This window comes from Pseudarthrobacter defluvii, assembly GCF_030816725.1.
GTDB lineage: Bacteria > Actinomycetota > Actinomycetes > Actinomycetales > Micrococcaceae > Arthrobacter > Arthrobacter defluvii_A.
Genome location: NZ_JAUSYG010000001.1, coordinates 2,158,051 through 2,171,951, shown reverse-complemented (window position 1 = coordinate 2,171,951; position 13,901 = coordinate 2,158,051). Strand labels below are relative to the sequence as shown.

General features: G+C 65.2%; 13 protein-coding genes. 2 read left to right on the top strand and 11 right to left on the bottom strand.

Annotation, left to right across the window (positions count from 1 at the left end; genetic code table 11):
- Positions 1-8: 8 nt before the first annotated feature.
- Positions 9-716, bottom strand: a complete 708-nt coding sequence (locus QF031_RS10145; RefSeq protein ID WP_307427428.1) for an ABC transporter substrate-binding protein — start codon at positions 714-716, stop codon at positions 9-11.
- 267 nt (positions 717-983) lie between these two features.
- Complete coding sequence (locus QF031_RS10140; protein ID WP_307427425.1) at positions 984-2,039, bottom strand: LacI family DNA-binding transcriptional regulator; 1,056 nt, start codon at positions 2,037-2,039, stop codon at positions 984-986.
- A 280-nt stretch (positions 2,040-2,319) separates the two neighbouring features.
- Here QF031_RS10140 and QF031_RS10135 point away from each other — a divergent pair, with 280 nt between their 5' ends.
- Together QF031_RS10135 and QF031_RS10130 are read left to right on the top strand one after the other, a co-directional pair.
- The gene (locus QF031_RS10135) at positions 2,320-2,715 is read left to right on the top strand and encodes a hypothetical protein (RefSeq protein WP_307427423.1); all 396 of its coding nucleotides are present in this window, start codon (positions 2,320-2,322) and stop codon (positions 2,713-2,715) included.
- Between the two features lie 221 nt (positions 2,716-2,936).
- Entirely contained in the window at positions 2,937-3,518 is a 582-nt protein-coding gene (locus QF031_RS10130; protein ID WP_307427420.1) for a DoxX family protein, read from the top strand.
- A gap of 7 nt (positions 3,519-3,525) precedes the next feature.
- On the opposite strand, the gene QF031_RS10125 is transcribed toward QF031_RS10130, so the two are convergent.
- The 9 genes from QF031_RS10125 to QF031_RS10085 all read right to left on the bottom strand — a co-directional run bounded on the left by QF031_RS10125 (position 3,526) and on the right by QF031_RS10085 (position 13,848).
- Positions 3,526-3,768: an SDR family NAD(P)-dependent oxidoreductase gene (locus QF031_RS10125; RefSeq protein ID WP_307427417.1), complete on the bottom strand. Its 243-nt coding sequence runs from the start codon at positions 3,766-3,768 to the stop codon at positions 3,526-3,528.
- Between the two features lie 78 nt (positions 3,769-3,846).
- Complete coding sequence (locus QF031_RS10120; protein ID WP_307427415.1) at positions 3,847-5,196, bottom strand: MFS transporter; 1,350 nt, start codon at positions 5,194-5,196, stop codon at positions 3,847-3,849.
- 231 nt (positions 5,197-5,427) lie between these two features.
- Positions 5,428-7,233 carry a glycoside hydrolase family 15 protein gene (locus QF031_RS10115; protein ID WP_307427412.1) on the bottom strand — a complete coding sequence of 602 codons (1,806 nt, stop codon included), beginning with the start codon at positions 7,231-7,233 and terminating at the stop codon, positions 5,428-5,430.
- Between the two features lie 118 nt (positions 7,234-7,351).
- A complete protein-coding gene (locus tag QF031_RS10110; RefSeq protein WP_307427408.1) occupies positions 7,352-8,107 on the bottom strand; it encodes a ZIP family metal transporter in 756 nt (251 codons plus the stop codon).
- An 80-nt stretch (positions 8,108-8,187) separates the two neighbouring features.
- The gene (locus tag QF031_RS10105; protein ID WP_307427406.1) at positions 8,188-9,294 is read right to left on the bottom strand and encodes an enolase C-terminal domain-like protein; all 1,107 of its coding nucleotides are present in this window, start codon (positions 9,292-9,294) and stop codon (positions 8,188-8,190) included.
- A 3-nt stretch (positions 9,295-9,297) separates the two neighbouring features.
- A complete protein-coding gene (locus QF031_RS10100; protein ID WP_307427403.1) occupies positions 9,298-11,088 on the bottom strand; it encodes a thiamine pyrophosphate-requiring protein in 1,791 nt (596 codons plus the stop codon).
- 2 nt (positions 11,089-11,090) lie between these two features.
- Positions 11,091-12,746 carry a GMC family oxidoreductase gene (locus QF031_RS10095; protein ID WP_307427400.1) on the bottom strand — a complete coding sequence of 552 codons (1,656 nt, stop codon included), beginning with the start codon at positions 12,744-12,746 and terminating at the stop codon, positions 11,091-11,093.
- The gene (locus QF031_RS10090) at positions 12,743-13,384 is read right to left on the bottom strand and encodes a gluconate 2-dehydrogenase subunit 3 family protein (protein WP_307427398.1); all 642 of its coding nucleotides are present in this window, start codon (positions 13,382-13,384) and stop codon (positions 12,743-12,745) included. The genes QF031_RS10095 and QF031_RS10090 overlap by 4 nt, the downstream gene beginning before the upstream one ends.
- Positions 13,381-13,848 (bottom strand): hypothetical protein, encoded by a 468-nt coding sequence (locus QF031_RS10085; RefSeq protein WP_307427396.1) that lies wholly within the window; start codon positions 13,846-13,848, stop codon positions 13,381-13,383. Before QF031_RS10085 ends, QF031_RS10090 begins: the two co-directional genes overlap by 4 nt.
- Between the last annotated feature and the right edge of the window lie 53 nt (positions 13,849-13,901).

Here is a 13,901-nt window from a genome sequence, read left to right as displayed (position 1 = left end):
AGCACCTGTCAGCCATGCCGGTACTTTCCGTTGTTTAGGCCCTGGTACCAGGCGTCGGCGAAGTCGGGTTCGTTACCAATGTTCCCTGAACGGAAGAGATCGTTCCAGTAGGCGGTGACCTTCTTGCACGCGGCGTCCCCGGTGAGGTTGATCTTGACGTTCTTTGTCCCGTCGAAGGAGAAGGGCCGGCCCCCGGCCTGCCAGAAGAGACCCAACATGTTCGCCTCCGAGCTGGGGGCCCAGTTGACGAGCATGCTTGATGGGTTCTTGGCCCGATAGTTCGAAACTGCGGCCGCGAAGTCGTCCCACGTCTTGGGGACGCTAATTCCGGCGGCCGTGAAGAGGTCTTCGCGGTACAGCATCCCCATGGGGCCGGTGTCCTGGGGAACGCCGTAGATACCCTTGCCACCCGGAGTCACCCCGTCCCAAACCCAGGCCGGGTAGTCGGATTTCAAATCACCTATGCCGTATGGCGTCAAGTCCAGGAGGTTGTCCGTAAGGGTGAACGAAGGCAGTTTGTCGAACTCCATCTGCACGACGTCCGGCGCCCCCTTTCCGGCTTGGATTGCCGCCCGCAGCTTCTGGTAGTGGGCCCCGCCCTGGCCGACGTTAACCACCTCGACTTTCACGGCAGGGTACTTGGCTTGGAACAAGCCCACTTCCTTTTGGATGTCCGGGACCCAAGTCCAGAAGGTCAGCTTTGTCTCCTTCTGCATTGCGGCGTCAATATCAGCTTGGGAGACGGGGGAGGATGCACCGCCTGACGCGGAGGACGTCCCGCCACCGCAGGCGCTGAGAGCGCTAACACTCAGGGCAGCCAAGGGGAATGCGGCCAAGATGGAGCGACGTGAAATATCTCGTGACATGGCTTCTGCTTTCTGATGGGTGGTGATCGGTGCGGCAGTTCGCCCGTAAGGTCGACGCGCGCTGCGCCGGGGAACTGGGTGATGTTCGTTCTTACGGGAGCTTGAGAAGCTGATAAATCAGCTCGGATTCCTGGGATAAGGTGCGGTAGAGTCCCGCACGATCAGCTCGGTAGGAAGATGAATGCTTGCCTCTTCCGCCGTGCGTCCTTCGATCAGATGAATCAGTTCGCGGACGGAACGTTCTGCGACGGCGGAAAAATTCTGGCGAACGGTCGTGAGGGGAACCATCTGGTACGCGGCTTCCGGAACGTCGTCGAAGCCGACCACTGACATGTCATCCGGGATGCGCATGCCCTGCTCACTGAAGGCGCGGATGGCTCCCATCGCCATGTGGTCATTTGCGACAACAATGGCAGTCGCTGACGTTCGATCGAGGGTCAGCGCCGCTTCGTATCCGGACTTTGGTGACCAATCACCTTCGAGGAGGGGGCCGGGGGAGAGGTCCAGGTCCTTCACTTCTTGCAGCCATCCCTCGCGGCGCCGGGCTGCTGAGTCCCAATCCAGCGGTCCGGCCAGGTGCGCAATCCTGCGATGCCCGGCGTCGTAAAGATGACGCACGGCAGCCCTCGTGCCTGCTACCTGATCCGTGTCGACTAACACGTGCTTTGCCGACTCCGTCGTGATGGGGCTGGTACTGACCAGAGGCATGTCAGTCAGGGCGGTCGCTTCGAGATGGAGAACTCCCGCCACGCCGGAAACGATCACTCCCTCAACGCCACGCACCATCAAGTAATGGATGGCTTCTTCAAGGTGCGCTTCGGATGCCTCTCTGACCGTTGTGAGTGTCAGACCGTAGCCAGCCTTCCAGGCGGCCTGCTCCAAGCTGAACAATCCAGCGGTCGGACCGTAAAGTGAGCTGGCGGTCGCGACGAGTCCGATCTGATTGGTCCGTTGCGTGACCAAGGCACGAGCGGCTGCATTCGGGCGATAACCCAAAGCCGCCACCGACCGAAGGACCTGGGCCCGGACCTGTGGCCGCACATTCGCTTCATTGTTTACGACGCGCGACACCGTCTTGGGCGAAACCCCGGCGTGAACTGCGACATCCGCAAGTCGCGGCACCACCTGTTTTGATACGTCTTTCGGTGTTGCTTCGACAGCGCTGTCATCCATGAGTGTGATCTAACTCGCAGACTGACAGCGCTGTCAATAATAAGGGCAATTTTCGTGACCGTTTCGTTATGGTTGGCCGCTGCAGTAGACATGGCACTGACTGCTCGGGTCCCACTCGCCCTTCTGTGAGGACGGGAAGTCGCTGCAGGTTTTCAATCATTGGTGGGGCCGGCCCGGTGAAACAGCCAGATCCGACCGGGAAGCAACACTGCCATACACCGCGGGCCCTATACTCTCCGACCATGAGAGGCAACAGCTATCAGCGGGAAGGGGACAGGTGATGGAGTTAACAGAAGCCGGCCGCCGTTGGGCAAGTGCGGCCGGCTGGGTCCTGCTCGTGCTCGCCTCTATTGTCATGATCGCTTACGGGATCGTGCGCGGCGGCTGGCACCTCTGGTTGCCAAGTCCTGCGGAGCAGGAGGAGATCTGGCTGGGCAGCCGCTTCATCTTCGCCGGCTGCGCGCTGTCCCTCGCGGCCGCCGCCTGGTCGCACGTTCGGGGCAACCCGGTTTGGGTAACAGTCTGCGTGGCCCTGCCAGGAGTTCTGGTGGGTTGGGCCGACCTGGCGGATCCCTACAGCCTGCTGCGCCATCTCGGCGCCGTCGTAGCTTTCCCGCTTGCTCTGGCGGGCGCCGCCGAAGTCATTTGGGCACGCGGGTACCGACAGCGGTCATAGAAAGGAACACCATGGCAAACCTCTTCTGGAGAACCTCCTGGTGAAGCACGATCCAGACATTGCTGACTGGCTGCGGCCTCCGCTGCCGGTGCACAGCGCCTGAACTTGAGCCGGCGGCCCCTCGGGCAGGTTGCGCTTACATTTCCGGTCCATGCGCTTTTCCGCGGCCTAGACTGTTGCAGGAGACCGATCGCGCATTACTGTCCGGAAGGATCACCACCGTGAGCTATGAGAACGTAACGCCGGCGGCCACCACCGCGGCCCGGACCCTGTTCCGCGCCGCACTCGGAGGTGTGCTCGTCGCACACGGATCGCAGAAGCTATTCGGGTGGTTCGGCGGCGGCGGCATCGAGGAGACCAGCAAAGGCATGGCTGCCATGGGCTTCCACCCCGCCAAGACCAGTGCCATGCTGGCTGGCCTCGGTGAAGCAGGTGCCGGCCTGGCCCTTGCTCTCGGCTTTGCCACGCCGGCGGCAGGAGCGGCCGCCGCCACGACCATGGGGGTCGCGGCCAGCGTGCACGCACCCAACGGCTTCTTCGCTATGGAGGGTGGCCTGGAATACCCTGCGGTCCTCGGGCTTGCGGCCGCGTCCTTCGCGATCGGCGGCCCGGGGCGGGTTTCCTTGGATGCCCTGACCGGGCATGCCCTGGACAGACCGTGGATGCGGGCAGTCGCCGTGTCGGCGATACCGGTGGCTATCGGCATTCAGGTGTACCGCCGTCGTCAGGCGCTTTCTGCAGATAATACGACGGCGGCGTCCGGCGATGCTGCGCTGGACGGCGGATCGCCGGAACCGGCCTGAGCCGGCTCTACACTGCGCCGACATCGCCCAGCCGCCACGCCGGGTGGGTTGCGGCCTGTGCTTCGGCATTGCCGCCCCGGTCCGTCAACCCGGTGAGTGTGAATCCCGGTGAGACCGCTGATACCCGCAAGTCGGTGTTTTCCTGGCGGAGCCCTTCCGGAAACGCACGCACCGCGTACTTGCTGGCGCAGTAAATCGGTCTTGACCTGCCAGGTTCCGTGGCCGCGGACTTAGGCGAAGCTGTAAGCATCCTGGTCCCAAAGCGCGGCAGCACCGACGGTGTTCGGTGCTGCCGCGCATGCTTCAAACTGCCAGGGTCAGCCCCCGGTCAGGAGGTCTTCTTCGTACCCGCTGGTGTCCCCGTCTTTCCGTCGCCGGACTGCTGCAGCCGTCGGTTTTCAAGCGGCCTGTCACCGCCGCGCCTCAGCGTCAGCATCACCAGGCCGGCCGCCAACAGGCAGCACGCCAGGAAGATGGACGTGGCCAGGAAGCTGCCGTGCGTGACATCCTGCAGGAAACCGCCAACGTAGGGTCCGACAAACCCGCCGAGGTTGCCAACCGCGTTAATCAGACCCATGGCTGTGCCGGCAACTGCCACCGGCATGGCGCGGGACGCGGAAGCCCAGAACGGACCGTCGTAAGCCAGGGCGCCGGCGACGGCGATGCTGATGAGCGTGACTGCCAGGAACGGAAGGTTGTCCCCGGTGGCGACCGAGACCACCAGGGCAACAGCACCCACCGCCATCGACAGAAGGACATGGGTGGAGTAACGGCCGGAGCGGTCGGCTGCCTTGGCGTTGTACCAAAGACCGAACATCGCCAGCACGTACGGGATGGCAGTGATCAGGCCAACTTGGATGGAGGACCCGGAGGTGATCGTCTTGATCACGTGGGGGAGCCAGATATTGATGCCGTAGAAGCCGATTTGAATGAGGAAGTACACCAGGGTCAGCCGCCACACCACCGCGTTGGACAGGACGTGGCGCAGCCCTACCCTTTCCTGCTGTGGATGTGCTTCGGCGTCGGCGGCAAGTCCCTTCTCGATGTACTCGCGCTCTTCAACCGAGCACCACGTTGCCTCGCGCGGGTGGTCGGCGATAAGGGCCCACCACAGTGGTGCCGCGATGACAAACGGGAAGATGCCCTCGATGATAAACAGCCACCGCCAGTCCGAGAAGGAGAGGATCCACCCGGAGAGCGGGGCGGTGATGATGGAAGCGATGGCGATGTTCATCATCCAGAAGGCGTAGGCGCGGGCCCGTTCAGCGGCGGGGAACCAGTGGCTGATTAGGACAAGGATCGCAGGCCAGATCCCGGCCTCGGCCACGCCGAGGAAGAAGCGCACCACCAGCAGTTGGGTAAAATCCTGGATGAATCCGGAAAGGACGGCCAGGACACCCCAGACGAGCACCATGATGCCGACGAATTTCTTCGCGCTCCAGTGCTCGGCGAGGTGGCCGCCGGGTATCTGCAGGACGAGGTAGCCGATGAAGAAGATGCCGGCTGCCAGTCCCTGCTGGGCGGCGTCGATGCCCAGGTCCTGGTGAAGCCCGTTCAGGGCGAAACCGATATTGGTCCTGTCCATGAAAGAGATGATGTACACGACGATCGCGACAGGAATGAGCCGCTTCCACCGTGCATTGCCTACTGCCGGTACTGACGTGACGTTATGTGCCATCGGAATTGCTCCTTCGCAATGTGGCCGATCAAATCGCGCCCCAGCGCGCTGTTGCCCTCCCGCGGGCACGTGGCCCGCTTTCCGTTTGCGGCGGAATAGAGCAGGACTTCACGGGTGGAGCCGGGGTGGCGGCACGATCACGCTCGGCATTCGGCCGGGCAGCGGTCTCCACTCGCAATCACTCTCTTATTGAATCGCAACTGTTGCAGTAACGCAAGAATATGAAGAGCCTCAATCAGTGTGATCGCGCGGCATGGGGGTGTCGCTGTGGCGGGCACTCCCTTGTTCGAGTTGCAGGGCGCAGTGGACAAGGGGAAAGTGGCTGAATGCCTGGGGAAGGTTGCCCAGTTGCCTCCCCGCTTTGGGATCCCATTCTTCACTGAGGAGTCCCACGTCGTTGCGCACCGTGAGCAGACGCTCGAAGAGGTCAACGGCCTCGCGCCGGCGGCCAATGCCCAGCAGCGCGTCAACGAGCCAGAAGGAGCAGGCCAGGAACACCCCCTCACGGCCGGGGAGGCCGTCGTTGCTGGCTTCGGGGTGGTAGCGGAGTACGAATCCGTCCTCGGTGAGGTTCTTTTGAATTGCGTCGACGGTGCCGATGACGCGTGGATGGTCATGTGGCAGGAAGCCGACCCGGGGTATCAACAGGAGGCTGGCGTCGAGTTCGGTGCTGTCATAGGACTGGACAAAGGTGTTGTGTTTTTCATTGAACCCGTGCGTCATGACATCCGTGTGGATCGTGTCCCGGAGGTCGGCCCAACGCTGCCGGGGTCCAGGCAGGCCGCATTCGGTGATTCCTTTGACCATCCGGTCGGCGGCCACCCAGGCCATGACCTTGGAGTGCGTGAAGTGGCGGCGCGGGCCGCGCATTTCCCATAGACCGTTGTCAGGCTGGTCCCAGGCGCCTTCCAGGTACTCCATAAGCGCAACCTGAATATCCCAGGAATCGTCGACGGCGCCGGCCGGGGCGGCGGCCCTGGTGAGGGAGAGCCCGTCCAGCACTTCGCCCCACACGTCCAGCTGCAGCTGCGGGGCGGCGGCATTTCCGGTGCGGACGGGGGTTGAGTTCTCAAAGCCTGCAAGCCAGGGGAGTTCCGTTTCCGGAAGGCGGCGGGTGCCGTCGAGCCCGTACATGATCTGCAGATCGGCCGGGTCCCCGGCAACGGCGCGGAGCAGCCATTCGCGCCAGGCGGCAGCTTCCTCGGTGTACCCGCAGGCGAGCAGGGACTGCAGGGTCAGCGTCGCATCCCGGAGCCAGCAGAACCTGTAATCCCAGTTCCTGGAACCACCGGGGTCTTCGGGCAGGGAGGTGGTGGCTGCAGCGACGATTCCCCCGGTGGGGGCGTAAATAAGTGCTTTAAGGGTGATGAGGGATCTTTCCACGGCATCCTTGTACTCACCGTCAATCCGGTTCCGGCCGATCCAGCTCCGCCAGAAAGTCTCCGTGGCCGCAAGGGATGTGGCCGGGTCTGTCATCCTCGGCGGGGGCCGGTAGCTGGGCGCCCACCGCAGGACGAAAGATACGCGCTGCCCGGCGTGGACGGTGAACTCGCTGACGGTGCGGAAGTCCCGGCCCTCGAGGGGTGCGTCGGTTGTCAGGTAGGCGGCGTCCGGGCCAGCGATAGCACTCAATCCGTGTTCGTTGCGCCGCACCCAGGGGACTATGCGTCCGTAATCGAAGCGCAGGCAAAGTTCGCCGTACATGGGCACGCTCCCGCTGAGGCCATCAACCACCCGCACCACGTCGGCAACTTCATCCCGCGCAGGCATGAAGTCAGTGACTCTGACGCTTCCATCCGGGGTGTCCCACTCGGTCTCCAGAATGAGCGTGCCGGGCCGGTACCGCCGGCGGGTGCATGCCCCGGCGCCGGCCGGTGCCAGCAGCCAGCGCCCGGCAGCAGGGGAATCGAGCAATGCGGCGAAGCAGGCCGGGGAGTCAAAGTTGGGCAGGCACATCCAGTCGATGGACCCGCTGGTACTGACCAAAGCGGCGGTGTGCAGATCGCCCACCATCGCGTAGTCACTGATCTGTGGCATCAGAAGCCTTTTCCTGCCGGAACCTGATCCGGCAGCCGTCCGTACGTTTGCCCTCTGGCCGCGCGTGCGGGTTTCCTGGTGTTCGCAGTGGTGTTCATGGGTTCCTTTCAGTCGTGGTTCAGCCGCCTACCTGGTCTACGGTGAAGGCGGCCAGGAATCCGACGGCGGCGATCAGGCCGGTGAGGAGGTGGTGTTCCTCGAATGCTTCGGGAATCATCGTGTCGGCGAGCATGGCCAGGATCGCGCCGGCCGCTACGGCGGTGATGAAAGCCACCAGTTCCGCTGGGGCGCCCTGCAGCAGGACGAACCCGACCAGTGCCGCGAGCCCCGACAGCACGGCGATGCCCACCCACACCCCGAAGACGTATTTGGCGCTGCGTCCGGCTTTTTTCATGCCGGCGGTACTGGAGAGTCCTTCCGGGACGTTGGAGATAAAGACGGCGGCCAGCATGGCCGGGCTGACGGCGCCGGCAGTCACCAGCCCCACTCCAAGGACTACTGATTCCGGGATGCCGTCCAGCAGTGCTCCAATGGCGATGGCCGTTCCACTGCCTGGCTTCTGCTGTTCCGATGGCTGTTTTCCGCCGGACCGCTTGCGGTGTTTGGCGCCCTTGAGGGCAAGCAGGGCGTTGGCGGCAACGTAAACCACGGCGCCCGTGGCGAAGCCGCCGATCGTCGGCCACAGGCCGCCGCCGTTGACGGCTTCCTCCACCAGTTCGAAGGCCAGGGCCGAGATCAGGACGCCGGCGCCAAAGGACATCACGGAGGAAACGACTTTGGACGGGATCTTCCATGTCCATGCCAAGGCGCACCCCAGGACGAGCGCCGCCCCGGCGATGGTGCCCCACATCCAGGCCTGTAACCATTCGGGCATCAGGCGCCACCCGCCGTCGGACGTTTTGTCGGGCTACTGCCCAGGTACTTCACAGTTCGGTCCTTCCTGTGGGTGGCGGATCAAAGGACCCGGAATTGCTCGGCATCACTGCTGCGGAACGACAGTCCGTTCCCTGGCTCGTCCCCCGGCCGCAGTGCTCCTCCGCCGGGGTCAAGCGATCCTTCGAAGAAGAGGTTCTCGATACGGACATGGTCGTGGAACCATTCCAGGTGGCGGAAGTTGGGGGTGGCGGCGGCGACGGCGGTGCTCAGGTGGGGTGCGCAGTGGCCTGAGACCTCCAGGCCGTGGGCCGCGGCAACGGCGGCGATGCGGAGCCATTCGCTGATTCCGCCGCACCTGCTGACGTCTGCCTGCAGGCAGTCGATGGCATTCGCGGCGCACAGGCGCTGGAAGTAGGGGAGCCCGGTGCCGTATTCGCCGGCGGCCACGTCGGCATCCACTGCGTCCCGCACCAGGCGGAGTCCGGCCAGGTGGTCACTGGAGACAGGCTCCTCGAACCACGTGACGTTCTCTCCAGCAGCCTCGTGCAGGACGCGGACGGCCTGCTTGGCGGTGTAGGCACCGTTGGCGTCCACGAACAGTTCCACGTGAGGCCCGACGGCGGCGCGCGCCTGGCGGATGCGCTCCAGGTCCCGCGGCACGTTGGTTCCGTTGTCCTCCCCGATCTTGATCTTCACGCACCTGATGTCCTGGCCCTGGACCCAACCCTGAAGCTGGTTTTGCAGCTGCTCTTTGGAGTAGGTGGTGAACCCGCCGCTGCCATAGACCGCAACCCTGTCCCTGACCGCACCGAGCAGTTTGTGCAGCGGCAGGTCCAGCAGGCGGGCCTTCAGGTCCCAGAGCGCGCAGTCGACGGCGGACACGGCGTAGGAGGCCAGCCCCGTGCTGCCGGGGTTGCGCACAGACCTGGCCATCGCCGCCGCCGCAGCCGGTATGTCCAGTGCGTCAATACCGTGGACGGCGGGGCCGAGGAGTTCTTCCACCAGGTTGGCTGCGGCGGCCGGTGCATATGTCCACCCCAGGCCGGTCTTCCCGCCCGCCGCGGCCTGGACCAGCACCATGGTGGTGGAGTCCCAGCTGAAAGTTCCGTCCGCTTCAGGGGCGTCAGTGGGCACCGCATAGGCCGCTGCCCATATGGCGCTGACGGGAGCCTGCGCCGGTGCCACGGTTCACCCCTCCCTGTGGGGCAGGAATTCCTGGATCTTGGTCTTGACCCCTTCCTTCACCACACCCCAGGCACTGTCATCGCCCTTGACCATGGCCTCGGCCGTCTTTCGTGCCTGCTCCAGGGTGGCATGCGGCGGGATGGGCGGGATGTCGGGGTCGGTGCGGACGTCCAAAAGTGTGGGCCGGTCTGCGGCGAGGGCCTTCTCCCACGCCGGCCCGACGTCGTCGGGGTTGTCCACGTGGATGCCCTGCAGTCCCAGGCTTTCGGCGAAGCCCGCGTAGTCCACGTCCGGGAGTGCCTGCGACTGGCGGAAGGCCGGCACTCCACCCATGGCCCGCATTTCCCAGGTCACCTGGTTCAGGTCATTGTTGTGCAGGACGGCGACCACCAACCGGGGATCGTCCCATTCACGCCAGTAGTGCTTGACGGTGATGAGCTCGGCCAGGCCGTTCATCTGCATGGCCCCGTCCCCTGCGAAGGCGATGGCCGGGCGGCCCGGGTGGGCGAACTTGGCCCCAATGGCATAGGGAACGCCGGGCCCCATGGTGGCCAGGTTGCCGGACAGCGAGCCCCGGACCTCTCCCCGGAACTTCAGCTGCCGGGCGTACCAGTTCGCCGATGACCCTGAATCCGCGCTCAGCATCGCATTGGCGGGAAGCCGGGTGGAGAGTTCGGCAAACAGGCGCATCGGGTTGACGGGATCAGCACTGACCATGGCCTCGTCATGCATGGTTTCCCACCAGCGGCTGATCTTCGCTTCCAGGGCATCCTGCCAGGACCGGTCCTTCTTCCGGTCCAAGTGCGGGATCAGCGCCCGCAAGGCCGTGCCGGCGTCGGCCACGATGTTGAACTCGTTGGTGTAGCGCAGCCCGATCATTTTCGGGTCCACGTCGATCTGCACGCCGCGTGCCTGACCAGGTTCGGGCAGGAACTGGGTGTAGGGGAAGCTGGAGCCGATGGTGAGCAGCGTGTCGCAGTCGCGCATCATCTCGTAGCTGGGACGCGTGCCCAGCAGGCCGATCGAGCCCGTGACATACGGCAGGTCATCGGGCAGCGCGTCCTTGCCCAGCAGGGCCTTGGCCACCCCCGCGCCCAGCAGCTCGGCCACTTCGCGGACCTCGGCGGCAGCGCCCCGGGCCCCCTGGCCGATGAGGATAGCCACCTTGGAGCCCTCGTTCAGCAGCTGTGCCGCACCCCGGACCGCCTGGCTGTCGGGCTGGATGTCAGGCCATTGGATTCCGACGCTGGAGGGCACCATCTTGAATTCGTGGGTGGGTGCGCTGTATTCGAGTTCCTGGACATCCGCAGGGATGATCACGGCAGTGGGAGCCCGCTGCGCCTCCGCAATCCTGATGGCGCGGTCGATGACGTTGGGGAGTTGCTGCGGGACGGTGACCATCTGGACGTAATCGGAAGCGACGTCCTTGAACAGGGTCAGCAGATCAACTTCCTGCTGGTAGGACCCGCCCATGGCGCTGCGTGCCGTCTGTCCCACGATGGCCACCACCGGAACGTGGTCCAGTTTGGCGTCGTACAGCCCGTTGAGCAGGTGGATCGCGCCGGGCCCGGAGGTGGCCATGCAGATGGCCGGGCGGCCGTCGAACTTGGCGTAGCCCACGGCCTCGAATGCGGCCATCTCCTCGTGCCTGGCTTGGATGAATTTCGGCTGGTTGCCTGCCTTCTCGAAGGCGGCCAGGATGCCGTTGATGCCGTCTCCGGGGAAACCGAAGACCTTGTCCACGCCCCACTCGCCGAGGCGGGAGAGCAGGTAGTCAGCCACTGTAGTTGCCATGATCAGTCTTCCTTGATGCTCATCGGGACGCCCGTGCGGGCGCCTTGAACCAGGACGCGGGCGGCGCGGGCCGCCAGTGCCATGATGGTCAGGGCCGGGTTTGCGCTGCCCTGGGTGGGCAGGACGCTGCCGTCGGTGACCAGCAGGTTGGGTACTGCGAAACTTCGCAGGTTCCGGTCCACCACTCCGTCCCGCTCACCGGCGGCCATCCGGGCACCGCCCACCAGGTGCGCGTAGCGGTTGATGGTGATCACTTCCTCCGCTCCCGCCGCGGTGAGGATCCGCTCCATGACCTGCTGGGCTGCGGACATCAACTGCCGGTCGTTGCCGCACTGGCTGTAGCTGAAGCAGGCAACCGGGATGCCGTTCCGGTCCGTTTCGTCCGCGAGCGTGACCCTGTTCCCTTCGAGGGGGAGGAACTCGCAGAGTGCACCGAGGCAGGCCCAATGCGGGTAGTCGCTCATGTAGCGGCGGAGCGCCGCGCCCCAGTGTCCCTGCGCGGCAACGTGTTCCGCCCAGGTAATGGGCAGCGGGGAAACGCACTGGATGGAGAATCCGCGCTTGTACGGTTTGGCCGGGTCTGTCTCGTAGAAGTCCTCGGTGCTGACTTCCGGGGGAGGGGCCTTCCACATGCGTACCTCGGCCTGGAACCGGCCCGCCGTCTGGGGTGCGCCCTGGACCATCAGGTACCGGCCCACCTGGTCGAAGTCGTTGCACATTCCCTCCGGAAAGCGCGGGGATGTGGAGTTCAGCAGCAGGCGGGGGGTTTCGATCGAGTAACCCGCCACAGCCACCAGGCGGGCGCGCTGGAACCTGCGGACCCCGCCCTGGACATATTCGACGCCGGTCGCCCGGCCGCTGCGTTCGTCGAGTCCGATCCGGGTTGCCATGGCGTCGGGCCGGATTTCGGCCCCGTGCGCCAGGGCGTCGGGGACGTGGGTGATCAGCGGTGAGGCCTTGGCGTTGACTTTGCAGCCCTGAAGGCAGAAGCCGCGGTAGATGCAGTGGGGACGGTTGCCGAACCTCCCGTTGGCGATGGCCACCGGCCCCACCTTCGCCGTGACGCCGCAGGCGTTGGCGCCCCTCATGAACAGTTCCCCGTTGCCGGATACCGGGTGCGGCCGGTGGGGGTAGGTGTGCGGATCGCCCCAGGGCCAGTGCTCCCCGGAGACAGGCAGCTCCGCTTCAATGTCTTCATAGAACGGCTTGAGCTCCGCATACTCCAGCGGCCAGTCCGCGCCCACGCCATCCGCGCTGAGGGTGTGGAAGTCGCTTGGGTGGAAGCGTGGCGTGTATCCGGCGAAATGCACCATCGATCCGCCGACGCCGCGGCCCGAGTTGTTCGAACCCAGCGGTACCGGGTCTTTGCCACTGATCACCCGCGGTTCAGTCCAGTAGAGATGGTGCGAGCCGGCCTCGTCGCTGACCCAGTCCTGCTCAGGTTCCCAGAACGGCCCCGCATCCAGGGCCACGGCCCGCCACCCGGCGCGGGCGAGACGCTGGAGCAGCGTAGCTCCTCCGGCACCGCACCCCACAATGAGAATGTCCACTTCGTCGTCGTCGGCGTACCGGCGCATCTTTTCCCGCAGGCGTAGGTTGCTGCCGGGGCCGGAGGGCAACAGCCAGGCTGAATCGTTCCGTTCCCGGAGCCGGTTCATCGATCCGCTCCATGGGTCGGGTCCGCGTCCGGTCGGACGTCGCGCACTTCGAACGGCTCAAGCCGGTCCACGCCCAGGTTCTTGTAGCCGCGGGGGTAGGCGGGGCCGGCAAAACCGATCTCGTCCCAGGCCAGGGGATGTGAATAGAACGCGGTGCAGGCGTACCGCGTCCACAGGCTCCATACGCGGTCCGCCGGGAGGCCCCTCCAGAGGTCGCGGTCCAGGTCGCAGATGTCCTGCAGCAGCCGTGCCTGCCCGTCCCGGCTGAGCGCGGCGAAGGTGCAGTCCTCCCGGGACCGGGCCTCCTGGTCCAGCGCCGCCAGGGAGGCACGCCAGGCTTCGCCGTCCCGCGGCAGGTTGTCGTAATGCCAGCCGTCGGTCTCTTCCTCGGCCAGGCGCGCGTCCACCATGTTCACCACCGGCACACGAGGTTCCGCGAACTGGTCCAGCAACTGGTCGAAGAGCGCCCGCGCCGCCGCTTCCTCGGCCGGGCTGAAGAAGCGGACGTCAGGAGTCAGGCCCATCCTGGCAAGCACGACGGCGGCCGTCGCCGGGTCCCAATGCTTCGCCTGCGCGAGGGTGCTGAAGCCCGGGTACCGGCTCCCGCCGTCGTCCTCGCTCAAGGGCAGCCCGCTCACGGTTCGCGCCTCAGGACCGAGGCCAGCACACCCATGCCGCCAACGAGGGTGACGAGCAGCGGTGCGAACAGCGGCGGGCCCATCTCAAGGTTGTAGCGCAGGTTGGCCAGGCCCCCTGGCTTCTGCCGGATGCCCTGCAGATGCAGCCAGGTGCCCTGCAGTCCGTTGGCGATGATGGCGGCGCTGGCCAGCGGTAGCGCCGTCTTGGCCATGCGGCGGCTGAAGACCCCCGCCACCCCCGCGGCAGCCCCCACCGGGCCCAGGGCAACAGGAGCCCACATCCACTTGTTGCCGAAGCTTGCCTTGTCATGCTCCAGGAAGATCTCCGCGGCGGTGACCAGGGCGCCAGCTGCCGTCAGCGCCGAGAGGGAGCGCTCAAACCGGCCTGTCTGAACGTTCCTGATGAGCCTGTCAATTCCGGTCAGCGTACGGGCCGTTGGCTGTTTTCCTTGATGCAGCTTCATGGCTGTCCTTCCCTGCCGTGTCGTCCGGATGTGACCCTCAGGGGCCGCAACCT